Origin of the sequence: Microbispora sp. NPDC046933 (assembly GCF_040644635.1) — a bacterium.
Lineage (GTDB): Bacteria > Actinomycetota > Actinomycetes > Streptosporangiales > Streptosporangiaceae > Microbispora.
Genome location: NZ_JBEYWW010000002.1, coordinates 181,887 through 208,310 on the forward strand (window position 1 = coordinate 181,887; position 26,424 = coordinate 208,310).

Genomic DNA, 26,424 nt, shown 5'->3' on the forward strand with positions numbered 1-26,424 from the left:
CGGGTGACCGGTGCCGGTCGATGTCAGGTCCCGATCACGAGTGGAGGCGCATGCCATGCCCGTTCCCGCCATTCTCCTGGCCGAAGCTCCCGCGGCCGATCCCAACCTGGAACTGGCCCTCAAGGTGTTGCCGGCCCTGGCCGTCATCCTGCTGACCGCGGCGCTGTGCGGCCGGCTGGCCAATCTGGTGATGCAGCCGCGCGTCGTCGGCGAGATGGTCGCCGGCGTCCTGCTCGGGCCGACGCTGCTCGGCGCGGTGTTCCCCGGCGCTCAGGCGGCGCTGTTCCCCGCCGAGGTCAGGCCGGTCCTGTACGTGCTCAGCACCATCGGCCTGACCTTGTACATGTTCCTGGTCGGGGCCGGGATGGACCACGACGCCCGGGCGCCGGGCGAGCTGCGCAAGGCGAGCGTGCTGGCCGCGTCGGGGATCCTCTCTCCCCTGGTCCCCGGCGCCGCCGCCGGTCTCCTCCTGTGGGACGGCCTCTCCCGGCAGGACGTCGGCCGGATGGAGTTCGCGCTGTTCCTCGGGGGAGCGCTGTCGCTGACCGCGTTCCCCATGCTCGCCAGGATCCTGTACGAGCGCGGGCTGCAGAACACCCGCGTCGGCCGGATCGCCCTGCTGGCCGCCTCCATCGACGACGCCGTGGCCTGGTGCCTGCTCGCGGCGCTGTCGGCGGTGCACCTGGGCGGCGGTTCCGGTGACACGCTGCGCACCATCGCCCTGGCGGGGGCGTTCGCGGCGGTGATGCTCGGGGTGGTGGCTCCGCTGCTGCGCCCCCTGGGCCGCCGCGTCGCGAGTACCGGGCGGCTCGGCGCCGGCGGCGTGTACGTGATCGTCCTGGTGCCGCTCGCGGCCGGGTGGATCACCGACCTGATCGGCGTCTACTCGGTGTTCGGCGGCTTCGTCGCCGGGTTGGCCATGCCGCGCGAGCCGGCGTTCCGCGCCGCTCTGCACGGCCGGATGATGGACGTCGTCTCGACCCTGCTGCTCCCCGTCTTCTTCGCGTTCTCGGGTCTGAACACCCAGCTCGGGGGCATCGCCGGCGGCCCCGCGCTCCTGGCGTTCGCGCTGATCCTGGCTGTGGCCTTCTGCGGGAAGTACTTCGGCTGCTCGCTGGCGACGCGGGCGCTGGGATTCGGCTGGCGCGAATCCTGGGCCATGGGCGCGATGATGAACGCCCGCGGGCTGATGATCCTCATCTTCATCAACATCGGCCTGGCGCAGGGCATGATCACACAGGAGCTCTTCTCGATGCTCGTCCTCGTGGCCGTGCTCACCACCGCGGGAGCCCTGCCGCTGTACAAACTGGCGCTCCCGGAGCGCCACGAACGGACGGACGTGGGAAGCGTGGAGAGCATGGCCGGACAGGCGCGCACGGCAGCGTGAGAAATCGGTTTCATCTAATTTCATCCGAGGGTTCGGACATTCGCAGAATATGGCGGCAGGCTCCCGGGGGCGGCATTTCAAACTCTGGATATTTCCTGATATCGGTGCCACGGTTGTTCGGTGGCACGGATATCGGGGACATCCGAACCGCGCTCCTGGCGCCTGCTGCTCGTGGAGGACGACCGCGAGCTGGGAGAGATGCTGGTCGAGGTGTTCACCGACCAGGGATACACGGTCGATCTGGCGCTGGAGGGCCAGCGGGGCCTGCACCTGGGGCTGAGCCGCCCCTACGACGCGATGATCATCGATCGCGGACTGCCCGTGGTCGACGGGCTCGATCTGCTGCGGCGGCTGCGCAGGCAGGCGGTGACCGTGCCGGTGCTGGTGCTCTCCGCCTTCGGCGCCCTCGCCGATCGCGTCACCGGACTCGACGCGGGCGCCGAGGACTACCTGGTCAAGCCGTTCGAGATCGACGAACTGCTGGCCAGAGTGCGCGCCCTGCACCGCAGGAACCTGGACCAGGCCGCGCTGCTGCCGCTCGGCTCCGGCTGGCTCGACTCCGCGTCCAGCAGCGTACGGCTGCCGTCCGGTGAGCAGGTGACGCTCTCCGGCCAGGAGTGCCGGCTGCTCCACGCGCTGGCGGCCCGCCCCCGGCAGGTGCACACGCGCACCTCGCTGCTGCAGCGGGTCTTCGACGGCGCAAGGACCGAGTCGATCGTGGACACCTACGTCTACTATCTGCGCAACAAGCTGGGGTCCGGCGTCGTGCGCACGGTGCGGGGCGTGGGATACCGCCTGGGTGAGCTGTGACGGCTTCACGGTCCTTCGACCCGGAACGGCGCCTGCTGGTGCGCGCCCGCCGCCGGATCACCCTGCAGGTGGCGGCCGTGTTCTCGCTGGCGATCGCCCTCCTGGGCGCGCTGGTGTACTGCGTCGTGGTCGACGAGCAGGATGCCACCGCCCGGCGCGACCTGGCGGTGGCCGCGATGTCGGCCCCGCTGGACCACCCGCCGCCCTGCGTATGGCTGTTCGAACTCCGGGCGAACACCATGCGGAGCTCCCCCGGGGCGCCGGAGACCCTGCCGGTGCGCGAGACGCTCGACCGGGTCGCCGCCGACGGCCGCACCCGGGTCGACGTCGCGGAGGTCGGCGGTCATACGTACCTGGTCCGTACGCAGCGGCGCGGCGAGGTGTCCCTGCAGGCGGTGATGGACCTGTACTACCCCGTCACCGAGCGGCGGCGGCTGCTGCGCACGCTCTGCGCGGCTGAGGTCGCGGCACTGCTGGCGGGGTTGCTGATCGGCCAGGTGCTCGCCCGCCGGGCGATCGCGCCGCTGGGCGATGCCCTCGACCGCCAGCGCCGGTTCACGGCCGACGTCAGCCACGAACTGCGCAGCCCGCTGGCCCGTCTGCACGTCCGTGCGCAACTCGCCGCCCGGCGCCTGCGGCGGGAGCCGGACCCTCTGCTCGTCGCGGGCGACGTCGATCGGCTGGTCACCGGCATCGGGCAACTGGGCGAGGTGATCGAGGACCTGTTGCTGTCGACGCAGCTCAGACAGCGCCGCCGGCCGTCCGGGACTGCGGACCTGGCCGCGCTGGCCGAGGAGTCGGCCGAGGCCGAGGCGGCCCGCGCCCGGCAGCGCGGGGTGACGATCGACCTGCGGCTGGGTCCGGGCGATCATGTCGTGCGCGGAGCGCAGGCCGCGCTGCGCCGGGTGATCTCCGCGCTTCTCGACAACGCGCTCCGCCACACCCGCGCGGGCGGGCACATCTGGGTGACCGTCTGTTCGGGTCCCGAGACCGTTCAGCTCACTGTGCGGGACGACGGCGTGGGGCTGGACCCGCGTGACGGCGAGCGTCTGCTCGCCAGACATGCCGGTGTGCCCCACACCGGGGGTCTCGGCATCGGCCTGGCTCTCGTGAGCGAGGTGATGGACGCGCACGGCGGCACGATCGAGGTGGACGGGCGGCCGGGAGCCGGAGCCACCTTCGGCATCCGTCTCCCACGGGCCGCGCCGGACTCCGCTCCGCGCCTGTCCCGGATCTTCCTGCCCCAGCAGGTGCGGAGCGAGACAGGCAGAACACCGGAGGCGACCGCCCCAGGCCACGGCGACGGATCCCTGTAGTCCTCCGCGGGTCCGCGGTGGTGTAGCCGGGGTGCCGGCCTGGTAGTGGAGGCGTGTCGGTGTGGCCGCGGCACCAGGCCGCCTCCGGAGGGCGTCCTGCCTACCCGCGCCGTCGCCGATGTGAGGTGAGGGTGTGGCCGGGGCCGGAGGCGGTCGCGGCGTCGAGCAGCGCCCGGGCGGCGGACCCGGCCCGCTCCGCGGGGCCGGTGGCCGTGCCCATGGCGGCGGCGACGATGGCCCCCTCCACCAGCAGCAGGAGCTGGTCGGCGAGGGTGTCCGGGTCGGCGGCGCCCGCCTCGGCCGCGAGCGTGCCCAGGCGTTCCCGCAGCACGCGCTTGTGCGCCCGCGCCGCCGCCGCGACCGGCGGTGACACCGGGCCGAGCTCTCCGAAGGCGTTGATGAACGAGCAGCCGCGGAAGTCGGCCGTCCCGAACCACTCGGCGAGGAACGCGAAGACGGCCGCCACCCGCTCGCGTGGCTCGGCGACGCGGCCGACGTGGTCGGCCAGCGCGTCGTTCCACCGCCGGTCGCGATGCTCCAGGTATGCCTCGACCAGCGCGTCCTTGGACGGGTAGCACTGGTAGAGCCGCTTGAGCGAGACCCCGGCCGCGTCGCGGATCTGGTCCATGCCCACGGCCTGGATGCCCCGGGTGTAGAACAGCCGCTCGGCGGCGTCCAGGACGCGGCGGCGCGCCTCGTCGCCGTCGATCCGCCCGCGCCGCGTAGCGTCCACTGGCCCCTCCTCGCTGGGGAAAACGATCGTTCTCTACGATACGTACGGAGAACGAGCGTTCTCCTGGTTCGGGAAGGAGAGCACGATGAGCACGCGTCCCCCGCTTCCGCCGTTCACCGAGGAGACCGCCAGGCAGAAGGTGCAGGCCGCCGAGGACGCCTGGAACACCAGAGACCCGGAACGCGTCGCGCTCGCGTACACCGAGGACTCGGTGTGGCGTAACCGCTCGGAGTTCCTGACCGGACGGGAGGAGATCGTCGCCTTCCTGCGCCGCAAGTGGGAGCGCGAGCGGGACTACGCCCTGCGCAAGGACCTGTGGACCTTCGGCGGCGACCGCATCGCCGTACGGTTCCAGTACGAGTGGCACGACGCCGAGGGCCGGTGGTGGCGCAGTTACGGCAACGAGCTGTGGGAGTTCACCGCCGACGGGCTGATGAGCCGCAGGGAGGCGAGCATCAACGACGTGCCGATCGAGGAGAGCGGGCGGCGCATCCGCGGCCCGCGTCCCGAGTCCGAGCGCGGGGCCGGCCTTCCGCTCGCCTGACCGGCGGGGGCGGCCCGGGGCCTGTCACCTGGCCATGCTGCCGAGGGCTCGTAGCACGGTCCGCCGGGAGTGAACGCCGCCACGCTCACCAGCGGGCCGTTGTAACCGCCGAGCGCCCACGGGATCTTCTCCGGCAGGCAGGCCCGGTTGGCCCAGATGCGGATGCCGCCGCGGCCGGCGGGTTCGTCGGCGCACATCGCCACCGCGTCGAACCCGCGTACGAGGTCGAGCATGTCCTCCTCGCACTCGACGGCCCGGGTCTCCCCGGTGACGCGGACGGAGGAGTCGACCTCGGCGAGCCGGGCGACGGCCATGTCCGCCTTGGGACCGCCGATGTCGGCCTCCCGATAGAGGGCCTGCCGCGTCAGGTCGGACAGCTCGACCAGGTCGTGGTCCACGCAGTGGATCTCACCGACGCCGCACGCGGCGAGCGCCCAGGCCGTGTGGCTGCCGGTGCCGCCCAGCCCGAAGACGAGCACGCGTGAGCGTTTGAGGCGGGACCCGCGCCTCCCAGCCGGCCGTTCCGGGTCGGCGGCCCGAGCTGTTTTGTCGTACGGCTCGGCTACGTTCCGGATCATGACAGACCGTTCCCCCGACGGTGCGACCGTGTGGGCACGACACAGCAGGCTGCGCGTGGTGCCGCCGGTCCAGCCGCGCAAACTGGCGAAGGTCCCCTTCGTCGAGCTGGCGGACGGCCGGCTGCAGGGCGTGGTGTCGAGCGGCTCGGACATCGGCCGGGTCTACGTCTCCTCCATCGCCGCCGGCACCCACAACTACAACTGCAGCACCAACAACAACCGCCCCTGCGGCGGCCTGTACGGCTCGCCGTGCAAGCACCTGCGGGCCCTGGTCGCCGAGGCCGTCGTGCAGTACGGCGCCGACCGCGTGTCCCGTTACCTGCGGGTCGAGGTCCCCGAGGGCGCGGATCTGGCCGACTGCCTGGGCGGCGTCCACGAGCCCGCCCCCGCCGCGGTCGTGTTCAGCCGGTTCCTGCGCCACCTGGCCTACCTGGAGGTGCCCGACACCACCCTGCCGATCCCGGAGCTGCACTGGTTCCCGGCCACGGGGACGGTGGGTTGATGCTCGCCGTACAGCTCGCCGCCCTGCTCGGCGGCGACTCGGGAAACGACGGTGAGGGGACCGGAGAGGCGCTCGCGCTGCTCGACGGCTTCGACGACGCCCTGGTGCACGGCCTCGCCCGGCTCGCCGACGAGCGTGCCGAGGCCGTGACCGCTCCGGCCGCGGCGTTCGCCGCCACCCCTCTCGGTGATCGGCTGGCGGAGGCCGCCGACGCGGTCGTGTCCGGCTCGATCGCACAGGAGCATCTGACGGCCCTGGCGGGCGGCCGGGTCGCGTTGTACGGCGCCGTGCACGACGCCCTGCTCGGGAGCCTGGACGCGGCCCTGGGACGGGAGCGGGCGGACTGGCCGCCCACGCCCGGCGGCTCTCTTCCCAGCGGCTCCGTTCCCAGCGGCTCCGTTCCCGGCGGTGCCGTTCCCGGCGTTGTCGTTCCCGGCGGTGCCGGGACGGCGGGGGAGGCGGGCGGCTCCGGCGCTCAACCGGCCGCTCAACCGGCCGGGAACGTGCTCGGCGGAGTCCGCTCCTGGCTGCGCGAGCTGGCCATCACCGGCTGGCGCGGCGTCGACCACGACCTCGTCTCCGCGGCGGACCAGGTCATCGAGGCGCTGCTCGCCGTGCCGGCTCTGCGCAGGCTCGCGGTGCTGATCGACGGCTTCGCCGCAGAGCTGCGCGCCTCCTGCCCGATCGGCTCGACCGAGCGTCTGCCGGTGCGGCGCTGGGCCGATCTGTGGACCCGCGCCGTGCTGCTGTCGCAGGACGGCGTACTGACCGGGGAGCCCCGGCCCGCCGCCACGGTGTCGGGACGGCTGCTGGTGCTCGGCGTCGACGTGCACGAGCACGGCACCGCCGTCCAGTTCCAGGTGCACGCCGTCCTGGAGCCCTCCGACGGCGGCAGGTCCCGGCTGGTGCGCACCTCCGTCACGGCCGCCAAGGTCGACACCATCGTCGGGCCCGCGCTGTGGAAGCTGCCGCAGCGCCACAAGGTGCTGCTCGCCGCGCTGGCCGACCGCCGCAGCATCGAGATCGCGGACGTGCCCCTGCTCGACAGCGGTGACCTCGTCTGGCACGACGACCGCGCCTTCGTCAGCAAGCCGGCCGACCCGTTGGCGACCGCCCGGCTGTGCCTGCCCGGCGCGCTCGCCCCGGCGGTGCCGCCCCTCGACCGCGCTCCGGTACGGATCGCCGAACCCGTGCTGGTGGAGGGCTACAAGGTCACCGCGGACGGCTCCTTCGACCTGGGCGGCGCCGTCCTCGCCGTGGACGCGGAACGGCTGCCCGACTGCGGCCCGCTCACGCCCAAGCTGCTGGCGGCCTCGTCGGCGTGCGTGGGCCTGGTCCAGTGGGACGGCGGCCGCTGGACGCTGCAGCCGCTCGCCGTACAGGCGAAGGTCAAGCGGGAGGCGGTGGTGGTCGCCACCGCGGACTGGGCGCTCGGCCCCACCGATCCCAAGGCGGCCAAGGCCGAGGCCAAGACCGGGGACGCGGTCACGGTGCTGCGTGAACGAGCCGGACGGTTGCTGCGGCGGTGAGCGACGACATCTCCATGATCGGCGAAGACGGCCTGACCGCCGCCGGCGGGCACCGCGCCGGGGTGAACGCCACCGGGGCCGAGACGGGTTCGAGGAGCGGCGACCATGGCCTGACGGACGCCGACCGGAACCGGCGTCAGGTGCTCTACTGGCGGCTGCTGGCCCGGCTGTTCGACCACGAGGAGCAGCCCGCGCTGGAGACCGCCGGGGTCGCGGTCGTCGATGATCTGGGCCTGCCCGCCGGGCTGCTCGACCCGGCCGTGTCGGTCGACTCGCTGGTGCAGCGCTTCCCCGAGTTGTCCGCCGAGTTCGAGACCCTGCTCACGCCGGACGAGCACGTGCCGGGCGGCGAGGTGCGCCGGGCGGCGCTGGTCTCGAAGCTGCTGCTCAACGTCTTCGCCACCGGCTCGGGTGACGTCAGCGCCACTCGGCTCGCGACCTGGCAGCGCGACGCCGCCTGGCTCAAGTGGGCCCTGTGCGCGGGGCAGGCGCCCGGATCGGGAACGGGCGCGGCGCCGGGAGAGGCGGGCGGCGAATCCGCAGCGGAGGCCGGGGCCGGCCACAGAAGCGGCCACGGTGCTGGGCCCACGGCCGGGTCCGGGCCGGGCACCGGCGTCAGGATAGGCGACGACGACCTGGTCAAGGCGCTGGCCGGCATCGAAGCCGAGCTGGTCGGCCGCATGCGGCTGCGCGAGGTCCTGGCCGACCCGGCCCTGGCGCGGCAGCTCACGCCCAGCATGTCGCTGGTCGAGCAGTTGCTGCGTGACAAGGCCAACCTGTCCGGGGTGGCGCTGGCCAACGCCAAGGCGCTGATCCGCAGGTTCGTCGACGAGGTCGCCGAGGTGCTGCGCACACAGGTCGAGAAGGCCGGCGCGGGCGTGATCGACCGGTCGGTGCCGCCCAAGCGGGTGTTTCGCAACCTGGACCTCGACCGCACGATCTGGAAGAACCTCACCAACTACAGCCCCGAGGACCAGCGGCTCTACGTCGACCGGCTCTACTACCGGCGCACCGCGAGGCGTACGACGCCGGCCAGGATGATCGTGGTGGTCGACCAGTCCGGCTCGATGGTCGACGCGATGGTCAACTGCACCATCCTGGCGTCCATCTTCGCCGGGCTGCCCAAGGTCGACGTGCATCTGGTCGCGTACGACACCCGCGCGCTCGACCTCACCCCGTGGGTGCACGATCCGTTCGAGGTGCTGCTGCGCACCCAGCTCGGCGGCGGCACCGACGGCACCGCCGCCCTGGCCCTCGCTCAGCCGAAGGTCGCCGACCCCCGCAACACGGTGGTCGTGTGGATCTCGGACTTCCACGAGTGGAACTCCCCCGCCGTCTACGCCGGCATGGAGGCGCTGCACCGATCCGGCGTACGGCTCATCCCCGTGGGCTCGGTGGACAGCGGCGGCCAGCAGAGCGTCAACCCGTGGTTCCGGCAGAAGCTCAAGGACCTGGGCACGCCGGTGATCTCGGGCCACATCCGCAAGCTCGTGTTCGAACTCAAGAACTTCCTCGCCTAGGAGACCCCCTCACATGACCGACGAGATGCTCCGCGCGCCCGCCGAAGTGAAGTACGCCGAGGAGCTCGACTGGCTGGAGTCGATCGACGACGGCCCCAAGCCGTTCTCCTGGCGGCTCAGCCCCCGGATGGTCCGGTTGTTCGTGCTCGGAAGCGAGCGGTCCGACGGCCTGGACCGCGAGATCCCGCAGAAGTGGTTCGGCGACCGGAGCTTCGTCGAGCGCAGCATCGTGACGCTCGCCTCCGACCGCGGCCTGCTGCTGATCGGCGACCCGGGCACGGGCAAGAGCTGGCTGGCCGAGCTGCTGTCCGCCGCCATCTGCCGTAACTCCACCCTGGTCGTGCAGGGAACGGCGGGCACCACCGAGGACCACATCAAGTATTCGTGGAACGTCTCGATGGTGATCGCCAAGGGCCAGTCCCGCGAGTCGATGATCCCTTCGCCGATCATGACGGCGATGGAGCAGGGCATGATCGGCCGCTTCGAGGAGCTGACCCGCGCCACCAGTGACGTGCAGGACGCCCTGATCTCGATCCTGTCGGAGAAGTACGTCTCCATTCCCGAGCTGGACACCGACAACACGGTCTTCGCCAGGCCCGGGTTCTCGATCATCGCCACCGCCAACAGCCGGGACCGGGGCGTCAACGACCTGTCCTCGGCGCTGAAACGGCGGTTCAACTTCGTCCGCATCCCCGTGGTGACGAGCAAGGCCAGCGAGGCGGAGATCGTCCGCTTCCGCACCACAGAACTGCTGCGCCGGCACCGCATCGAGCTGGACGTGCCGCCCGCGCTCCTGGACATCCTGCTGCAGAGCTTCGCCGACCTGCGCGCCGCGGCGGCGTCGGCCACGAGCGAGGACGAGAAGCTGGAGTCGGCCCTGTCCACCGCCGAGCAGATCGGCGTGCTGGAGGACGCCATCCTGCACAGCCACTTCTTCGGCGACCGCACGTTGCGTGCCGAGACGCTGGGCGGCGCCCTGGTCGGCTCCCTGGCCAGGCGCGCCCCGGAGGACCTGGCCATCCTCAACAAGTACTGGCACGGGGTGGTGGAACCACGCAGCAGGAACGACGGCGGCGAGTGGACGCGGTTCCTCGACGGCGGACGTCAGGCGATCTCGACGCTGTCATGAGCACCTTCGACGCCCTGCGCGAGCAGCTTCTCGACGCCGCCGCGGCCTTCTCCGGAGGCCGGGACGCGCCGCCGTCCCTCAGCCTGGCGGGCATCCTGTCCGGCATGGTCGACGACGTCGACCGCATGCTGCGCGAGGAGCTGGAGATCTTCCCGGTCTGCCACCACTCGCCGGCCTCCGCCCTGGCCATGACCCGGCGGCTGCGCGACAAGCGGCCCAAGGTCGTCTACCTGGAGCTGTGCGAGGACCTGCGCCCGCTCCTCGACGAGCTGCGCAACTGCAGGCTGCCGGTGGCACTGCAGGCGTTCGCCACCCAGCTCGACGGGTTCCCGCCCGGCTCCGGTCCGCTCAGCGTGATCGCGCCGGTCACGGAGGCGTCGGCGGAGTATCAGGCCATCGCGTACGCGCTCGACACCCCCGGCGTCGAGCTCGTGCTGGTCGACCGCTCGGTGGACCACGTCTTCCAGTGGCTGCCCCAGGAAGCGGCTGGTTCGGCTCCGCAGGAGTCAGGCTCGGTCGAAGACGGGCAGAGCGACGAGGCGGCGCTGCATGGGGACGCCGTGGGCGTCGAGATCGGCGACCTGCGACCGCGCTTCGCCGAGCTGGAAAAGCACCTGCTGCACCACGGCAAGGTGCGGCACTGGTCGGAGTGGTGGGACCAGTACGTCGAGCAGCCGCTGACCGGGGCCGGCTACGACACCTACCGCCAGGCGATGGCGCTGGTCGGCAGCCTGTTCCGGCGGCTGCGCCCCGACGGGGACGACCGCCTGGCCGTCGACGAGGAACGCGAGCGCTACATGTGGACGCGGATCCGCGAGCACCTCGCCGCGTCGGGCGCCGACCCCGCCGACTGCCTGTACGTGTGCGGGGCCTTCCACGCCGTCAGCACGGTCGCCGAGTTCGGCCTGCGGTCCGAGGCGCCGCCGTACGCGATCGGTCCGCGCACGGGCACCCGCTGGCTGTACGGGCTGATCCCCTCCAGCCACTCCGCGATCGAGGCGCAGTTCGGCCTGGCCCAGGGCTCGGTGTCCATCGCCGCCGCCACCTGGGCCAAGGCGGTCAGGCGTGGGGGCGTCACGCCCTACCGGCTGGAGGGGCAGCAGGGCGGGCGCGGGAAGCGGGCCGCCAAAGCCGCCAAGGCCGCCAAGGCCGCACCGCCCGTCGCCGCCGAGCAGGAGGCCGACCGGCTGTCGGGGTTCCTCGCCACCCCGCCCGCGCTCGACGGCCTGGACGAGGACGAACTGCGCGGATGGTGCGTCGACATCGTGCGGCTGGCCCGCCGCAACGGCTATCTGGCCAGCACGGCCGACGCCATCGCCGTGTTCGAGACGTCGATCCTGCTCGCCGGGTTGCGCGGCCGGACCAGGCCCACGCCGTACGACTTCGCCGACGCGGCCGTCACCTGCATCGAGAAGGACGTCGTGCCGGGCCGCCGCGACGTCCGCCGCCTGTGCGAGATCCTCCTGGGCGGCGACAAGATCGGGATGGTCGGCTACGACGCGCTGCCCCCGCTGGCCCGCGACGTGTACGACCGGCTGGAGCCCCTCGGGCTCGACCTGACCAGGCGCACCCAGCAGCGGGTGCTGCTCGACCTCAAGGCGGATCCCGAGCTGGAGCCGTGCTCCGACCTGCTGTGGACGCTGCGTCACCTGCTGCCCGACGGCGCGGTCCGGCCGATCATGGGGGCGCGCCGCCTCGGCGAGCGGCCGATCCAGGAGAGCTGGGACGTCGCGCTCGGCCGGCACCAGCGGGAGATCATCGAGCTGGGCTACGAGGGCGTCACCGTCGAACAGGTGCTGGAGCAGCGGCTGCGCCGCCAGGCGTGGGATCCCCAGGCCACGGCGGGAGTCGCGCTCGCGGCGGTGGAGGACACCATCCTCTATCTGGGCGGCCGCCGCCTCGCCGGCGAGCTCGGCGCCCGGGCCGTCGAGCTGCTGGCCGCCGAGCGCACGGTGGACGACGCGCCCGAGGTGCTGCGCCGGATCAGGCGGCTGCTGACCTACTACCGGGCGAGCGAACCGGAGCTGCCCGCCTGGTGCGAGGACTTCGTCACGGCCGGATACGCCCACTACTGCACGCTGCTGCCCACCGCCTTCGCCGACGACGACACCGGCGTACGCCAGGTCGGCGCCATGCTCGGCTTCCTGTTCACGCTGGAGAGCCTCGCGCTGTCACTGGGCTGCGACCGGGCCCAGCTCGAACTGGCCGTACGGCAGTCGCACCCGCGGGCCCCGGCCAAGGTCGCGTTGCTGTGGGCGGCGCAGACGCAACTGGGCCTGCTGGCCAGGGACGAGCTGCGCGTCCGCTGTGACGAGCTGCTGGCCAACCCGCTCGTCGTCCCGGCCTATCCGCTCTATGTGAGCGGGTTCGTCCAGGCGCTCGAACCCGTTCCCGGCCTCGCGCCGTTCGTGGTGGAGGCGCTGTCGAAGGCCTTCGCGCGACTGCCCGACCCCGTCCTGCTGCCGTGGCTGCCGACGTTGATCACCACGTTGCGGCGGCACGCGCCGGAGCTGGTCCCCGTGCTCGTCCGCGAGGCCGGGCGGACCTTCCCCGGGTCTCTGGCCGAGCTGGACGCCTGGACCCCGCCCTGGGAACGGCCGGCCGCACCTGCGCGGAAGGCCCGGGCGGCGGCCGCGCCGAGCGGGCCGGTGTCCGCGCTGCTGGCCCGGTATCCGCAGGCGTGCGACGCCGTCGCCGCGCTCCTCGGCTGTACGGCGGAGTGGGGGAGCGCCGGGCAGGAGAACGGCGAGGTGCGGGCCCTGCTCGCCCGGCACCCGGCGACGACCGGCGCGGTCGCGGCCCTGCTGCGTCTGTGAACCCGCGGGGGCGCCCTCCCCGGCGCCGATGGCCCAGCCCGCCATCGGCGCGCACCCCGAGGGCGGTCTCCAGGGTCAGGCTCCGCTCGTCCGGCAAGAAGACGCCGCGCTGCTGACGCCGGCCGGGGCCGGGTCGCGCCCGCGCATCGATGCCGGTCGGATGCGCCGCGGCGGCGTCGGGCCGCCGCGGCGCGGGGCGGGGCGCTCTACCAGTCGCCGTCCCCGCCCTCGTCCTCGTCGTCCTCGAAGATCTCTTCGACGATCTCGCCGGCCACCAGGCCGCCGACGACTCCGGCGGCGCCGGCCGCGGCCACCGCGCCCCAGCCGGGGCCGCTGCGGTGCTCCTGGTGGGGGTGGTGCCCGTCGTAGTGGCCGCCGTGCCCGTAGCCGTGCCCATAGCCGTGCCCGTGGTCCCCGTGCCCACCGAAGCCGTGCCCGCCGTAGCCGCCGTGGTGGTGGTCACCACCGTATGGCGCGCCGTGGTGGTCACCGTACGGCGCGCCATACTGTGTGCCGTACTGGGCCAGCCCGGTCAGCCAGCGGTCGATCTCCCCGGGCCAGTCCATGCGCGCCGCGTCCTCGTGACTGACGCGGAAGCGGCCGATGGCGTCGCCGGAGTAGCGGCCGGCCCGCTTGTCGGCCTCCAGGATTACCTCCAGACCCGCGGGGTCGGCCACGAAGGTGAGCTCGACCTCCCCCACCACACCGGCGTGCCGCGGGGGCGGGTAGAACTCGATCTCCTGGTAGAACGGCAGCTCCTGGCGCACGCCGTACAGGTGGCCGGCCTCCAGGTCGGCCGACCTGAACGCGAAACCGAGCTGGAGGAAGGCCTCCAGGACGCGGAGCTGCGAGGGGAGCGGCTCGACGGCGATCGGGTCGAGGTCGCCCTTGTCGACGGCCTTCGCGATGGCCACCTCGGTGCGTACGCCGAGCGCCATGCCGCTCAGGTGCTGCCCGTCGATCTCACTGATCGGGGTCTCCCACGGCACCGGGATCTGGAAGGCGATGCTCCGGTTCTCGCCCTTGCGCAGGGTGAACGGACCGGACACCCGGGCACGGGAGAACTCCCCGAGCCCCGCGCCCTCGCCGTCGCCGTGCTCGATCTCCACCCGGGCGACCAGGCCGAGGGTGATGTCCTCGATCTCGGCGTCGAAGTCGCCGCCGGACAGTCTCACCTCGCCGGTGAGCACGCCGCCCGGCCGGACTCGTGGGGTGGTCAGTACGGTGTCCACCGAGGGGGCGCCCACCCCGAGAGCGCCCAGCATCCGCTTGAAGACCACGTGTTTCTCCCTGTCGACGGTCGATGAGGTGTGTCAGCCGCCACCTGAACGATCAAGCGCCGTGCCCGGGTTCCGGCCGCCGGTAAAGATTGCCCTTCCCCTGATCGGCGGGCGCATGGCGCAGGACCGTCACGTGACGGTTGCCGGATTTCGCCATGCCTGGGCCGGGGAGGTCGCGGCGCGCCGCCCCGGCCCGCGCGCCGGCCGCCGGGATTTCCGCAAGCTTGCCGTCGATTTTGCCCAAATAGGCATGTTTGGGATTGTTCTCCATTTGGCCCGCGAACGCGGGATGAAGCGGACACGGAGGCGGCGAATCGGCGTGGAGACCATTCCGGCGGAGGCAGAGGTCGCGACGACTCGCTCACCCCGCAACAGGGTCGTCATGTCGCTGATCTCCCTGGCGCTGGCGGCCGTGCTCATCTCCTTCCTCCCGCACATCGCCGGAGTGACCTGGGGGCAGCTCGACCACCGCCTGTCAGGGGTCGGCTGGGGCCCGATGGCGGTGCTCACGGGGCTGTGGCTGGCCGGGCTGTGGGCCTACTCCAACGTGCTGAGCGACTCCCTGCCCGGGTTGAGCAGGCGCAGGGCGCTGCTGGTCAACTGCGTCGGCAGCGGTGCCAGCAACGTGCTGCCGTTCGGCGGGGCCGTGGGCGTGGCCATGACCTTCACCATGATGACCAGGTGGGGCTTCGGACGGCGGCCGGTGGTGGCCTCGACGGTCGTGACGGGTGTGTGGAACCTGCTGTCCCGCTTCCTGCTCCCCGCCGTGGGACTCGTCTGCCTGCTCGGCGCGGGGTACGTGCCGGACCGCCGGCTGGCGGCCGCCGCCGGGGTCGGCGGCGCGTTGCTCATCGGTGTCGTCGTGGCCATGTCGGCCGCCCTCCATCGGGAGGCCGTGGCCGACCTGCTGGGCCGGGGCCTGGATCGGGTGGTCCGGCTCCTGCCGCTCCGGCGGAAGCCCTGCCTGCGCGACTTCCTGCTCGACCTGCGCCACTCCACCATCGAGATCACTCGTACGCGGTGGCCCCGGCTCACGCTCGGCATGGTCGCCTACATGGCGCTGCAGTGCGTCCTGTTCATCGGATGCCTGCGGGCGACCGGTGCCGAGGTCGCCGTCCCGGAGGCGGTCGCCGCCTTCGCGATCAACCGGGTGCTGACCACCGCCGTCATCACTCCCGGCGGGTCGGGGATCAGCGAGTCGGCGACCGCGCTGGCGCTGATCGGCTTCGGCGTCGCACCCGGGGCGGCCACGGCGGCGGTGCTGCTGTTCTGGTTCTTCGCCCACCTGATCGAGATCCCGGTCGGCTGGTTCGCCTGGAGCATCTGGTCGCTCACCGCACGGGGTGCCGCTGTGACGTCTTCTCCTACCCCTTCACGGGCCGGCGGGAGGGCGTGACCCTGGCACACCCCGCGGCCTGCGTTCGCGACCGGGTCAGCCGGTGGACGCCCAGGCCGGCCGCGGCCAGCACGACCAGGCCGGCCACGACCAGGAGGCCGATCCGTCCGGAGACCTGCTCCACCAGCTCGTACGAGCCCCCCGCGGCGTACCCGAGCCCCACGGTCCCCGCCCCCCAGGCCAGGCCGCCGGGCACCTCGAAGGTGAGGAACCTGGCGTACGGCAGGCGCCCCATGCCGGCCAGCATGGGGACGAGAGCGCGCAGCAGGCCGACCCAGCGGCCGAAGAAGACGGCCCACCCGCCGCGCCGCCGCAGGTAGTCCTCGGTGCGGTCCCAGCGCTCCGCGCTCACCCGGCGGCCCAGCCGGCTGTCGCGCACCCGGGGCCCCAGCCGCCGCCCGATCCGGTAGCTGATCGAATCCCCGGCGATCGCGCCCACGCCGGCCACGGCCATCATGAGCGGCAGGCTCACGTTCCCGGTGAAGGCGAGGAAGCCCGCCATCAGGAGGGTGAGCTCACCCGGCACCACGAGCCCGATGAGCGCCGCCGTCTCCGCGCAGGCCATCAGCCCGACCACCAGGTAGGCCCACGGGCCCGCCGCCGCAATGAACTGGTGCAGCCCCTGTGTCATCGGATGCCCCCCGCCGCCGCGCTGGCTGTCCCCCCACAATGCACGTCACAAGGGGAACGCCAGTAGCTCGCGGCGGGAAAACCTCGGTAAGCGTCGAGCCCGCAGAGGAAACGTCAGATGGTGCCGGAGAATGTGTCGCACCGGGCGGGGGAGCCCGTCTCGTATCCCGTGGTGAACCACTTCACCCGCTGCCGCGAGCTGCCGTGCGTCCAGCCCTCGGGATCCACTCTGCCCTGGCTGCGCTCCTGGATCCTGTCGTCGCCCACCGCCGCCGCGGCGTCCAGGGCCTCCTTGATGTCCGTCGCGGTGAACGGGCTCTCGTAGAACCCCGTGTCGACGGCGTTCTTCGCCCACACCCCGGCGTAGCAGTCCGCCTGAAGCTCCAGCCGTACGGAGGCGCTGTCCGCTCCCTGGCTGTCGCCGCCGACCCGCCGGGTGGTGCCGAGGAGGTTCTGCACGTGGTGCCCGTACTCGTGACCGATCACGTACGCCTGGGCGAAGGGCCCGCCCTTGGCGCCGAACTTGCTCTCCAGCTCCTCGAAGAAGCCGAGGTCGAGGTAGACCTTGCTGTCGGCCGGGCAGTAGAAGGGGCCGACGGCCGAGGTCGCCTGGCCGCAGCCGGTGCTCACGACCTTGGTGAACAGAACGGTCCGCGCGTTGCGGTACGGCTGCTTGCCCCGCTCGGCGAAGGCGTCCCGCCAGTATTTCTGGACGCTGTTGACCACGCCCACCACGCGGCACTTCTCCGACTGGTCCGCGTCGCTGCCCTTCTTGCATTGGGAGGTGAGGTCCGAGGCCGGACGCGCGCCCGTGGACCCGCCGGACGAGGAGCTTCCGCCGCCGAGGAGATCGGCCGGGTTCACTCCCAGGACCAGGGCGGCGACCAGGGCGATGACGCCTATGACGCCTCCGCCGATCGCGAGCCCGCCGCCCGGGAACCCGCCACCGCCCTCCTCCACCTGTGACGCGTCGAGATCCACGTCGTCGCGGAAGTCCATCGAGCCCGCCTTCCTGTCCCGGGACCTGCCCCGAACTATGATCCCCGACCGCCGCCGGTCGCTCATCCGGTGCTCCGATGACAGAAGTCCCCATTTCGGACATCTAGGCGTAAACACGTACGAAGCTCGGCAAAGAGTGGTGGGGTGCTTTGCGGAATTGCGGGCGTTGTGACCTAGTCGTTCCTGATTCGTAACAGATGACCAGAATGAGGCGATAGTTCGTCTTTGCTTCAGTCCCTTCACGCACATCGTTCACTCGCGAGATCCACTGTGACCGCTCGAGACCGCGCCGCTTTATCGGCGCTTTATGCATCGTGATGGAAGGGACTGCACCTGATGCAGCCAGTGGCAGCGAGAAAGCTGCTGGGAGGCTTGAGGAGGCGAGGGCGTCTCGCCGTGGCCGCCGTGATCGCCCTGGTCGCGACGCTGCTCGTCAGCGGCGTCGTGACGGCGGCGCACGCCGACCCGGACCCGGCGAAAGCGGGTCATGGACGCCCAAGCCCGACGCCGACCGGTTCCCCCACCCCGCCCGCCCTCAGCCCGGCCGACCGCTCGTACATCGAGGGCACGGTCAAGGTCGCGGCGGTTCCGGCCGCGGCCGGTGACAGCGTCACCGAGCTGGCCGTCGACGGCACCGCTCTGAACGCCACCCGTACGGTGGGCGTGTCGAAGCTCCGTTTCGACGTCGGCTCGAACTCGACCGAGGCGCGATACCACAACTACGTGCTCGTCAACGGCGTCTACCGGAGCGACATCGGCGACCTCGTGAACGAGCGGGCGACCATCGAGATCCCGAACGAACACCTCGTCAAGGGCGAGAACACCATCGAGATCTTCGCCGGGACGATCCAGAGCTCGTGCGGCGTCAACTACGACGACTTCGTCCTGTCCGACGTGGGCCTCGAACTGCTCGGTGAGGTCGCGGACGGGGAGGACAACCCTTACACCCTGTCGTTCGGCGACGGCAACTGCGGCTCGAACACCACGCTGCTCAAGCAGGCCACGCTGAAGTTCTTCGTCAAGGGCGACCCCCAGGGCACCACGGGTCTCGCCACGGACCTGGACACCACGACGCTGGCCAACGGCGAGCACGCCGTCACCGCCAAGGCGGCGTCCGGGGCCAGGGTCAAGCACACCGTGACCGTGAACAACGCCCCGGCAGGGGCGCCCCGGCTGCTGCCCACGGACGGCACGCTGGTGGCACGCACCACGCCGATCCACGCGACCGTACCGGCCGCCGGTGCGGGCGGCGTCTCGTCCCTCACCGTCGACGGCGCGGAACCCGCCACGAAGGCCACCCTGGGCAACGGCGCGGCGACGTTCAGCTTCGACGTGGGCGCGGACTCGATCGACGACAAGTACGACGACTTCCTGCTCGTCAACGGCAAGCGCATCGACCTGGGCGGCACCTGGGCCGGCCGGCGCGTCACCGTCGCCGTTCCGGCCCGGTTCCTGGTGCCCGGCGACAACACGGTCAAGGTCGTGACCGGAGACTGGAAGGCGTCCTGCGGCACCGACCGCGACGACTTCACCATCGCGAACCTCGACCTCGCCCTCGACGGCGCCACCGTGAAAGGTCAGGACATCAAGCCGTCCTACGACATGGGCGACGGCACCTGCGGCAGCAGCCAGACCGCCCTCCGCGAGGTCGAACTGCGCTACACGATCGACGCCCCGGCGGTGCACGTCGTCCGGACGCTCGGCTCGGGTGACGCGACCCTCAGCTTCACCGTGGGCACCAACTCGATCGAGGCGCGCTACCAGAACCACCTGCTCGTGAACGGGCGGAAGGTCGTGCTCGACGGCGACTTCGTGAGCCGGCGGGTCGACTTCACCTTCCCGAACGAATACCTCGTGCCCGGCTGGAACACGATCGACTTCGTGACCGGCACCTATCCGACGTCGTGCGGCAACAACCGCGACGACTTCGCGATCTCGAACATCGCCCTCACCCCGGTGCGGGGCACGGCGACCGGCCAGATGCTCAAGAGCTCCTACAGCATGGGCGACGGCAACTGCGGCGACAACGTGAACCTGCTGACCGAGATCGACCTCGAGTTCCTCGTGGACGCCCCCGCGGGCGGCCTGAGCGCGGACCTCGACACCACCGCGATCAAGGACGGCAAGCACACCCTCGCCGCGAACTCGACCACGGGCGAGATCGCCACCCGTACGCTGATCACCGACAACTCGGCGCCCAAGGTCGCCACCAGCGTCCCCGCCGCGGGCGAGAAGATCACCGCCTCCGTCGTGCTGGACGTCACGCTGGAGGACGCCTCCGGCGTGGTGTCCGGGCCGGACGTCACGCTCGACGGGCAGCCGATCGCGCTGGGCGCCCAGGTGGGCCCCGGGCTGCGGCCGGGTTCGCACACCCTCGCCGTGACCGCCGTGGACTCGCTCGGCAACACCGCCACCCGTGAGGTCTCGTTCGAGTCCGCCGGCATCCCGGACGCCCCCGCCGAGCTCACCCCGGCGTCCGGAGCCGTCGACGTGTCGGGCTCCGTCACGCTCTCGGCGAAGGTCGCCGAGCCCGGCGGCGGCGAGGTCAAGGCGACGTTCTCCGAAGCCGACATCCTGACCCCGAACCAGGCGTTCCAGGGCGTGGCCGAGGCCGTCCCCACGACCCTGAAGGTGCCCGGTGAGAAGAAGGTCAAGGCCGCCGGGCTGGAGCCCGCCGACGGCGCGACGCTCGACGCGCCCGCCGGGCGGGACGTCACCTACCAGCGGTACGACATCCAGGTCAAGGGCCACGTGGACGCCCCGGTCCTGCGCTGGGAGGGCGTCATCGACCCCGAGCGCCTGGTGTCGCTGCGGGCGTGGAACACCAGGACCCGGGCGTGGGACCTGCTGACGAGCTCCCGCGGCGCAGCCGAGGGCCAGACCGCGCTCACCGCCGTCGTCGGCGACGAGTACGTCGACGGGCAGCAGGTCCACGTGATGGTGACGGGCGAGGACCCGTTCGCCGACGACATCGACCCCGGTGACCCGAACGGCTTCGCCGACCCCTCCACGTACGACTTCTCGATCGTCCACTTCACGGACACGCAGTACCTCTCCGAGGGCGCGGTGGAGCAGGAGACCGCCGAGGAGCGCGCGGTGTGGGAGTCCGCGTACGCCGGGATCGTCAACTGGATCAAGGACAACAAGGACCAGCGCAAGATCTCGTACGTCGCGCACACCGGCGACATCATCGAGAACAACATCCGCAAGCCCGCGGACGAGGCCACGCAGCGGGAGGTCGTCGGCGAGTTCGAGGTGTCGTCCAAGCAGCAGCGCGTCCTCGACGAGGCGAAGATCCCGAACGGCGTGATCGCCGGCAACCACGACAACCAGTCGGGCACCGAGAACGGGCCGGAGGCGATCTACAACACGTACTACGGCCCCGGCCGCTACCAGACGGCGGCGCAGGGCTGGCAGCACGCGGAGTACGGCGGGCCGTGGAAGGAGGGCGACAACCAGAACCACTACGACCTGTTCTCGGCCGGCGGGCTGGACTTCGTCGTGGTCGGCCTCTCGTACGGCGTCACGCGGGAGGAGGCCGAGTGGGCCGACTCCGTCTTCAAGCGGTTCCCCGACCGCAACGGCATCCTGCTCTCGCACGACTACCTCGTGCCGAGCACCAACCCGGACGGGCGCGGCGCGGGATTCTCGGCGCCGGACGGCTCGATGCTCTACAAGACGGTGGTCGAGAAGAACCCGAACGTCTTCCTCATCCTCGCCGGGCACGAGCACGGCGTGGCCACCAACGTGAAGCCGAAGGTCGGCCAGGTCGGCAAGGGCGTGGTCGAACTGCTGGCGGACTACCAGTTCTACACGGTCTCGGCCGACCGCCTCGGGCTCACCCAGGTGGGCGGATACAACCCGGACGACCAGCTCCAGTTCGGCGCGAGCTTCTTCCGGCTGCTGCAGTTCAACGTCAAGCGGGCCGAGCTGACCGTGGACACCTACTCGCCGCTGCTGAACGACTTCGGCGCGGGCGAGTTCGACCCGCTGCGCCGTTACGACGGCCGCGAGGACAACATGGTGCTGCCGGTCGATCTCACCACCCGCACGACGAGCTTCACGACCGACTCGCTGGCGATCTACAAGCCCACCCGGATCATCGGCACGAGCACGGTCCCGTCGGGTCAGGTGGCCTCGGTGACCTGGAAGCGTCTCAAGGGCGACACGGCCTACGCCTGGTTCGTCACCGCGCGCTCCACCGGCGGCGGCGTGACCGCCTCCGAGCCCAGCGTCTTCGTCACCAAGGACGAGCACGGCCGCCCCGGTAAGTGGGGACCGGACTCGCCCCTCTACCGCTGGTTCCAGCGCAGGTAACCCGTCATCGCCGCCCCGGACCCCGCCTCAAGGCGGCTCGTCCGGGGCGGCCTTCCCTTTCGAATCGTGGGCCCCCTCGAAACCTGGCCGTCCTCGAAACCGGGGCGTCCTCGAAACCTGGGCCCCCTCGAACCCTTCGAATCCTGGAGAACGAGACATGTCTCGCAGGCTGTCCGCCGCCCTCCTCGCTCTCGCCTTCGCCCTCGGCGGGCTGCTGGCGTTCTCCGCTCCGGCGGCGGCGCACAACGCGACCACCAAGGCGCACGCCACGGTGACCGGGACGGGTGCGGACGTCAGAGTCGTGCTCGACCTGGAGTACGACCTCCTCATGAAGTCGGCCTGGCTGTACGCCGAGGCGTACGACGCGAAGGAGCGGGCCGAGCAGCTCCGCCAGCTCAAGAAGAACCGCGCCGCCGTGGTCGACTACGTCACGCGCCGCTTCGCGGTGACGTACGGCGACAGGCCCTGCACGCCCACCCCGGTGGGCGACGCGGGCGTGCGCGACCGCGACAAGGTGGCCTACGCGGTGGTGACCCTCGACTACCGCTGCGCGGGCGACGGCGAGGCAGGACACGCCATCTCCAGCGCGCTCTTCCCGGACGCCGAGAGCTTCGTGCACAGCACGGAGACGATCGTCGGCTACACGCTCGACGGCACGACGGGCTCGGCGGTCCTGACCGCGGGGAAGCCGACGCTGCGGGTCGGCGAGCACCGGGCCTCGAACCAGGTGGGGGAGTTCTTCCTGCTCGGCGCCGAGCACCTGCTGTCCGGCCTCGACCACATCTTCTTCCTGCTCGCCCTGCTGATCGGCGCCCGCCGCCTGCGCGACGTCGTCGTCACGGCCTCCGCCTTCACGGCCGCCCACAGCATCACGTTCCTCCTGGCGGCGCTGGGGATCGTGGACGTTCCCGCGGGGATCGTCGAGCCGGTGATCGCGGTGTCGATCATCGTCGTGGCCGTCGCCAACCTTCTGGGCCGCGACGAGGACAAACTGGGCAGATGGCGGCTGCCGATCGTCTTCGCCTTCGGCCTGGTGCACGGGCTCGGCTTCGCGAGCGCGCTGGACATCGACGAGAAGGGGTCGTGGGAGCTGCTCCTGTCGCTGCTGAGCTTCAACGTCGGCATCGAGGCCACCCAGCTGCTGATCATCGCGGTGCTCTTCCCGGTGCTGACGCTGCTGCGCCGTACGTCCGCGGCGCGCTGGGTGACCGCGGTCATGTCGGTCCCCATCGTGGCGATCAGCCTCTACTGGTGCGTCGACCGGATCACGCTGCCGCTTTGACCGGGCCCTCTGCCGGAGGCCGGCGATGATCTACACGGCGGTCGCGACGAGCCGTACGTCCGGCCGGGAGGCGAATGGACGCTCGGCTTCGTGACGAGGTCCTCACTGTGGTCGAATCGTTCATCCACCTCCTTCCGCAGAGGAGACGAAGACATGAACGATCGATCCCTCCGGGAGACCAGGGAGTTCTTCGCCGCGAAGGCGGCCACCTGGGAGGAGAAGTACCCCGACGACGGCCCGGCCTTCGCCGCCGCGATCGCCGGCATGGCTCTGCCGGCCGGAGGCCTGGCACTCGACGCCGGATGCGGAACCGGCCGCGCGTTCCCCCTGCTGCGGGACGCGGTCGGGGCCGCGGGGCGGGTGGTGGGCGTGGACGTCACCCCGGAGATGATCCGGTCGGCCCGCGAGCGGGGCCGGGAGGAGTACGGCAGGCTGCTGGTCGCCGACGTCGGGCGGCTCCCGCTCCGCGACGGCGTGGCGGACGGCGTGCTGGCGTCCGGGCTGATCTCCCACGTTCTCCGGCCGGTGGCCGTGCTGTCCGAGCTGGCCCGGGTGACCCGCCCGGGCGGGAGGATGGCGCTGTTCCACCCCGTGGGCCGTGCGGTGCTCGCGGCGCGGCGCGGCCGCACCCTGACCCCCGACGACGTACGGGCCGAGCACAACCTCCGTCCCCTGCTGGACACCGCCGGCTGGACCCTGCTCGACTACCACGACACCGAGGAGCGCTATCTGGCGCTGGCACGCAGACGAGAGACGACACGCGCTTGACGTTCCGGACCGGCGAAGCCGCCGCGGTGCTCGGCGTCGGCGCCGATCCCCGCCGTCCGCCGCCTGCCTCCCCCTGACCTGCGCAGGCGGAGACGGCTCCGCCCTTGCCTTGACGCCTGCGACAAGGTTCTAGCGTGATCGCGAACACCCGACCAAGGAGCCCCGATGAAATTCGCGATCAGCTACTCCACGGCGGACGGGCTCGACCCCGACAGGCTCGTGGCCTACGCCCGCCATGCCGAGGACTGCGGCTTCGAGGGGCTGTACCTGCCGGAACACATCGTGTTGTATCCCGGCGCCGCGATCGGCCCCTTCGAGATCCCGCCGACGCTGCCCTACCCCGATCCGCTCGACTGCCTGGGCTTCGTCGCGGCGGCCACGCGACGCCTCCTGCTCGGCACGGCCGTGCTGCTGCTGCCGTACCACCATCCGGTGGTCCTGGCCAAGCGTCTGGCGACCATCGACGTGCTGTCCAAGGGGCGCATGCGACTGCTGACCGTGGGGCTGGGCACCCTGCCCGGCGAGGCCATGGCGACAGGGGTCGACTTCGGCACCCGCGGACGCCGTGCCGACGAGGCGATCGACGTGCTGCGGCTGCTGTGGGAGGGGGACGAGAAAGGCGTCGGCTTCACGGGCGAGTTCTTCGGCTTCGACGACGTGTGCAGCTATCCCAAGCCCTATGGCGTCACGCACCTGCCGATCCACGTGGGCGGGTCGAGTCGGGCCGCCGCACGCCGTGCCGGACGGCGCGGCGACGGCTACTTCCCGGGCGGCTCGCTCACCCCGGAGGAACGCGCCATCCAGTGGGAACTGGCCCGGACCGCGGCCGCCGAGGCCGGCCGCGATCCCGATGCGCTGGAATACACGCGCTGGGGGTCGATCGACATGTCCGAGGAACGCGTCGAGACGTACGCCGCACAGGGCGTGACCCGCATCGTGGTCGGCTCCTCCACCACCGATCCGGAGCGACAGCGGGACGAGATGTCCGCGTTCTCCCAGCGATTCGCCCTCGCGAGCGCCGGTTGACGCCCCGCCGCCAGGTGACGGCTGATCGCTATTTGATCGGTATGGAATTCACGTGGTATGCGGATCAAGTGCGGGCCGCTTGACCGGAACCAATATGGTGATAATTATGGTTGGGACGGGCCCGCTCTCCCAATGGAGGCCGAAATGGCCGACGCCACCACGCCCGGCAGCGGCGAAGTGCCGAGCGATCGACCACGCATCGAAAACGCTCCAAAACACTGGCAGCCAAGCCCTTTATCGGACATCTCGGACAATGCCTACAACCGACTCTATGCCATGACGCTTGAGGAGACCTACGCGGCCGAGGTGATGGCGCAGCCGGACTCCTACGCGGATTTCTTCCTCGAGTCTCCGCAGACGCGGTTCCACGAGTTCGTCGGGCCGCCCGAGCTGAAGGGCGCCGAGGTCCGCGCCTCGCGGATGGCCATGGTCGACCGGCTCCGGCTGGCCGGCGAGGCGAAGTATCCCGATTTCTTCGTCGACTCGCCGCACAACGGGCCGCCGTTTCATGAGAAGTTTCTCGACAAGGGCCCACCGAAGCCGAAGTCGGACGAGGTGGAGGGTGAGATCAACCTGGAAGAGCTGGTCAGCCCGGTGGGCGAGCGGGTCCGGATGCTGAGCCAGTCCCGGGTGCTGGCCGCCTTCATGCGCATGCAGCAGTCGGCCGGGCAGTAGATGCCGCCCCCGCCCGGCACTCCGCCGTACGCGGAGTTCGTGGTCAAAGTCTCCAAGTTCTGCAATCTGCGCTGTCGCTACTGCTACGAGTTCCCGTCGCTTGGCGACACCACCAGGATGTCGCTGGACGACATCCGGGCGATGTTCGGCACCGTGGGCGAGTACTTCCGCGATCACCCGCGCCGGCTCGATTTCGTCTGGCACGGCGGTGAGCCGTTGCTGATGGGGGCCGACTTCTACTGGCGCCTTCTGCAATACGAGCATGAAATATTCGACCCATTGGGATTGCCGTTCACCAACGCGGTGCAGACCAATCTCACGATCGTCCGGCCGGATATCATCCGAGTGCTGAAGGAGGTGTTCGACGAGGTCGGCGTTTCGGTCGACCTGTTCGGCGGAAACCGGGTAGACCGATTCGGTGGCGACGTGCAACCGAAGGTGCTCCACGGGATGCAGGCGCTACTCGATGAGGGCATTCATTTCGGCTGTATCTCCGTGCTGTCCAAGGCGACCGCGCCATACGTCGAAAACATCTACACATTCTTCGAGGATCTGCGGCTGAGTTTTCGTTTCCTGCCGATTTACCGCACGGGCTACGCCGGTCAGCTCGCGCCGCACGAGTTGTCCCCCGCAGAGACAGTCGACGCCCTGAAGGTCGCCACCGACCGGTGGTTCGCCTCGGCGGTCCCCATCCGGGTTGAGCCCGTGGAGACCTATGTGTCGAACGTACTGTCGCACCTGAGCGGCCGGGGGCGCCGCTACTACGACAAGGAGCACGGCGAGGCCGTCTTCATCGTCGACACCGACGGCGGTGTGTACTCCAACGGCGACGCCTACGACGGCTCGCTACGCCACGGGAACATCTTCCACGACTCCTTCTCGGACATGCGGCGATCGGCCGGTTTCGCACGGGCCCTTGCCCAGTCACGGGCCCGGGTGCGAGACGCCTGCACCGGATGTCGATATTTCGGGTCGTGCTCGGGCTTCTTCATGGGTGAGGCGACCCCGGAGCAACGCTGGCGTGACGGTGACGGGCGGCTCTTCTGCGGTGTCGCCCTGCCCGTGCAGCACTACATCGAGGAACGCCTCCGGACAGCCGGGCTGCTTACGGCCGAGGGCCAAGTCGACCTGGCGGAGCTGCGGCAGCGTGCCGGGGACACGGAAAGATCGGTCGGCCATCGCTGAGA

General features: G+C 71.2%; 21 protein-coding genes and 1 pseudogene. 16 read left to right on the forward strand and 6 right to left on the reverse strand.

Going from position 1 to position 26,424, the window contains the following annotated elements:
• Positions 1-55: 55 nt before the first annotated feature.
• The 3 genes from ABZ857_RS03245 (at position 56) to ABZ857_RS03255 (ending at position 3,513) form a co-directional block, all read left to right on the forward strand.
• On the forward strand, positions 56-1,387 hold the full coding sequence (locus tag ABZ857_RS03245) for a cation:proton antiporter (RefSeq protein WP_357036689.1): 1,332 nt from the start codon (positions 56-58) through the stop codon (positions 1,385-1,387).
• A 120-nt stretch (positions 1,388-1,507) separates the two neighbouring features.
• Positions 1,508-2,197, forward strand: a complete 690-nt coding sequence (locus ABZ857_RS03250) for a response regulator transcription factor (protein ID WP_357036692.1) — start codon at positions 1,508-1,510, stop codon at positions 2,195-2,197.
• Positions 2,194-3,513 carry a HAMP domain-containing sensor histidine kinase gene (locus tag ABZ857_RS03255; RefSeq protein WP_357036695.1) on the forward strand — a complete coding sequence of 440 codons (1,320 nt, stop codon included), beginning with the start codon at positions 2,194-2,196 and terminating at the stop codon, positions 3,511-3,513. Before ABZ857_RS03250 ends, ABZ857_RS03255 begins: the two co-directional genes overlap by 4 nt.
• A gap of 100 nt (positions 3,514-3,613) precedes the next feature.
• Here the strand turns inward: ABZ857_RS03255 and ABZ857_RS03260 are convergent, their stop codons facing one another.
• On the reverse strand, positions 3,614-4,246 hold the full coding sequence (locus tag ABZ857_RS03260) for a TetR/AcrR family transcriptional regulator (protein ID WP_357036698.1): 633 nt from the start codon (positions 4,244-4,246) through the stop codon (positions 3,614-3,616).
• 85 nt (positions 4,247-4,331) lie between these two features.
• Between ABZ857_RS03260 and ABZ857_RS03265 the strand changes: the two genes are divergently transcribed.
• Positions 4,332-4,790 carry a nuclear transport factor 2 family protein gene (locus ABZ857_RS03265; RefSeq protein WP_357036701.1) on the forward strand — a complete coding sequence of 153 codons (459 nt, stop codon included), beginning with the start codon at positions 4,332-4,334 and terminating at the stop codon, positions 4,788-4,790.
• Between the two features lie 11 nt (positions 4,791-4,801).
• Here ABZ857_RS03265 and ABZ857_RS03270 read toward each other — a convergent pair.
• Positions 4,802-5,368 (reverse strand): annotated as a pseudogene (locus ABZ857_RS03270) (ThiF family adenylyltransferase); the annotation flags it as partial.
• Between ABZ857_RS03270 and ABZ857_RS03275 the strand changes: the two are divergent.
• The 5 genes from ABZ857_RS03275 to ABZ857_RS03295 are packed head-to-tail and all read left to right on the forward strand — an operon-like array spanning position 5,367 to position 12,864.
• A complete protein-coding gene (locus ABZ857_RS03275; protein ID WP_357036704.1) occupies positions 5,367-5,870 on the forward strand; it encodes a hypothetical protein in 504 nt (167 codons plus the stop codon). The pseudogene ABZ857_RS03270 and the gene ABZ857_RS03275 overlap by 2 nt on opposite strands.
• On the forward strand, positions 5,870-7,399 hold the full coding sequence (locus ABZ857_RS03280; protein WP_357036707.1) for a hypothetical protein: 1,530 nt from the start codon (positions 5,870-5,872) through the stop codon (positions 7,397-7,399). The genes ABZ857_RS03275 and ABZ857_RS03280 overlap by 1 nt, the downstream gene beginning before the upstream one ends.
• On the forward strand, positions 7,396-8,919 hold the full coding sequence (locus ABZ857_RS03285; protein WP_357036710.1) for a VWA domain-containing protein: 1,524 nt from the start codon (positions 7,396-7,398) through the stop codon (positions 8,917-8,919). The genes ABZ857_RS03280 and ABZ857_RS03285 overlap by 4 nt, the downstream gene beginning before the upstream one ends.
• Positions 8,920-8,932: 13 nt before the next feature.
• A complete protein-coding gene (locus ABZ857_RS03290; RefSeq protein ID WP_357036713.1) occupies positions 8,933-10,048 on the forward strand; it encodes an AAA family ATPase in 1,116 nt (371 codons plus the stop codon).
• The gene (locus ABZ857_RS03295; protein WP_357036716.1) at positions 10,045-12,864 is read left to right on the forward strand and encodes a hypothetical protein; all 2,820 of its coding nucleotides are present in this window, start codon (positions 10,045-10,047) and stop codon (positions 12,862-12,864) included. The genes ABZ857_RS03290 and ABZ857_RS03295 overlap by 4 nt, the downstream gene beginning before the upstream one ends.
• Before the next feature lie 206 nt (positions 12,865-13,070).
• Here ABZ857_RS03295 and ABZ857_RS03300 read toward each other — a convergent pair whose 3' ends face one another.
• Together ABZ857_RS03300 and ABZ857_RS03305 are read right to left on the reverse strand one after the other, a co-directional pair.
• Positions 13,071-14,144 (reverse strand): sporulation protein, encoded by a 1,074-nt coding sequence (locus ABZ857_RS03300; protein WP_357036719.1) that lies wholly within the window; start codon positions 14,142-14,144, stop codon positions 13,071-13,073.
• Positions 14,145-14,196: 52 nt separating this feature from the next.
• Positions 14,197-14,415, reverse strand: a complete 219-nt coding sequence (locus tag ABZ857_RS03305) for a hypothetical protein (protein WP_357036722.1) — start codon at positions 14,413-14,415, stop codon at positions 14,197-14,199.
• 48 nt (positions 14,416-14,463) lie between these two features.
• Here ABZ857_RS03305 and ABZ857_RS03310 point away from each other — a divergent pair, with 48 nt between their 5' ends.
• Positions 14,464-15,540, forward strand: a complete 1,077-nt coding sequence (locus tag ABZ857_RS03310; protein WP_357036725.1) for a lysylphosphatidylglycerol synthase transmembrane domain-containing protein — start codon at positions 14,464-14,466, stop codon at positions 15,538-15,540.
• Here ABZ857_RS03310 and ABZ857_RS03315 read toward each other — a convergent pair.
• Positions 15,509-16,171, reverse strand: coding sequence for a DedA family protein (locus ABZ857_RS03315; RefSeq protein WP_357036728.1), 663 nt, complete (start codon positions 16,169-16,171; stop codon positions 15,509-15,511). The two genes, ABZ857_RS03310 and ABZ857_RS03315, sit on opposite strands and share 32 nt — an antisense overlap.
• 113 nt (positions 16,172-16,284) lie before the next feature.
• Complete coding sequence (locus tag ABZ857_RS03320; RefSeq protein ID WP_357036731.1) at positions 16,285-17,169, reverse strand: neutral zinc metallopeptidase; 885 nt, start codon at positions 17,167-17,169, stop codon at positions 16,285-16,287.
• Between the two features lie 396 nt (positions 17,170-17,565).
• Here ABZ857_RS03320 and ABZ857_RS03325 point away from each other — a divergent pair, with 396 nt between their 5' ends.
• From ABZ857_RS03325 to ABZ857_RS03350, 6 genes are all read left to right on the forward strand, one after another.
• The gene (locus ABZ857_RS03325) at positions 17,566-21,486 is read left to right on the forward strand and encodes a metallophosphoesterase (RefSeq protein WP_357036734.1); all 3,921 of its coding nucleotides are present in this window, start codon (positions 17,566-17,568) and stop codon (positions 21,484-21,486) included.
• Positions 21,487-21,643: 157 nt separating this feature from the next.
• Positions 21,644-22,768 carry a HupE/UreJ family protein gene (locus ABZ857_RS03330; protein ID WP_357036737.1) on the forward strand — a complete coding sequence of 375 codons (1,125 nt, stop codon included), beginning with the start codon at positions 21,644-21,646 and terminating at the stop codon, positions 22,766-22,768.
• 153 nt (positions 22,769-22,921) lie between these two features.
• On the forward strand, positions 22,922-23,536 hold the full coding sequence (locus tag ABZ857_RS03335) for a class I SAM-dependent methyltransferase (RefSeq protein ID WP_357036740.1): 615 nt from the start codon (positions 22,922-22,924) through the stop codon (positions 23,534-23,536).
• Positions 23,537-23,701: 165 nt separating this feature from the next.
• The gene (locus tag ABZ857_RS03340; RefSeq protein WP_357036743.1) at positions 23,702-24,562 is read left to right on the forward strand and encodes a TIGR03619 family F420-dependent LLM class oxidoreductase; all 861 of its coding nucleotides are present in this window, start codon (positions 23,702-23,704) and stop codon (positions 24,560-24,562) included.
• Positions 24,563-24,706: 144 nt separating this feature from the next.
• Complete coding sequence (locus tag ABZ857_RS03345) at positions 24,707-25,237, forward strand: hypothetical protein (protein WP_357036746.1); 531 nt, start codon at positions 24,707-24,709, stop codon at positions 25,235-25,237.
• Positions 25,238-25,276: 39 nt separating this feature from the next.
• Positions 25,277-26,422, forward strand: a complete 1,146-nt coding sequence (locus tag ABZ857_RS03350; protein WP_357036749.1) for a radical SAM protein — start codon at positions 25,277-25,279, stop codon at positions 26,420-26,422.
• The last annotated feature ends 2 nt before the right edge of the window (positions 26,423-26,424 follow it).

What these genes read in the sequence shown, in the direction of transcription:
- ABZ857_RS03245 (WP_357036689.1), top strand. Translation starts at nt 56, where the DNA reads ATGCCCGTTCCCGCCATTCTCCTGGCCGAAGCTCCCGCGGCCGATCCC.
- ABZ857_RS03265 (WP_357036701.1), top strand. Translation starts at nt 4,332, where the DNA reads ATGAGCACGCGTCCCCCGCTTCCGCCGTTCACCGAGGAGACCGCCAGG.
- ABZ857_RS03275 (WP_357036704.1), top strand. Translation starts at nt 5,367, where the DNA reads ATGACAGACCGTTCCCCCGACGGTGCGACCGTGTGGGCACGACACAGC.
- ABZ857_RS03280 (WP_357036707.1), top strand. Translation starts at nt 5,870, where the DNA reads ATGCTCGCCGTACAGCTCGCCGCCCTGCTCGGCGGCGACTCGGGAAAC.
- ABZ857_RS03290 (WP_357036713.1), top strand. Translation starts at nt 8,933, where the DNA reads ATGACCGACGAGATGCTCCGCGCGCCCGCCGAAGTGAAGTACGCCGAG.
- ABZ857_RS03295 (WP_357036716.1), top strand. Translation starts at nt 10,045, where the DNA reads ATGAGCACCTTCGACGCCCTGCGCGAGCAGCTTCTCGACGCCGCCGCG.
- ABZ857_RS03305 (WP_357036722.1), bottom strand. Translation starts at nt 14,415, where the DNA reads ATGGAGAACAATCCCAAACATGCCTATTTGGGCAAAATCGACGGCAAG.
- ABZ857_RS03315 (WP_357036728.1), bottom strand. Translation starts at nt 16,171, where the DNA reads ATGACACAGGGGCTGCACCAGTTCATTGCGGCGGCGGGCCCGTGGGCC.
- ABZ857_RS03320 (WP_357036731.1), bottom strand. Translation starts at nt 17,169, where the DNA reads ATGGACTTCCGCGACGACGTGGATCTCGACGCGTCACAGGTGGAGGAG.
- ABZ857_RS03330 (WP_357036737.1), top strand. Translation starts at nt 21,644, where the DNA reads ATGTCTCGCAGGCTGTCCGCCGCCCTCCTCGCTCTCGCCTTCGCCCTC.
- ABZ857_RS03335 (WP_357036740.1), top strand. Translation starts at nt 22,922, where the DNA reads ATGAACGATCGATCCCTCCGGGAGACCAGGGAGTTCTTCGCCGCGAAG.
- ABZ857_RS03340 (WP_357036743.1), top strand. Translation starts at nt 23,702, where the DNA reads ATGAAATTCGCGATCAGCTACTCCACGGCGGACGGGCTCGACCCCGAC.
- ABZ857_RS03345 (WP_357036746.1), top strand. Translation starts at nt 24,707, where the DNA reads ATGGCCGACGCCACCACGCCCGGCAGCGGCGAAGTGCCGAGCGATCGA.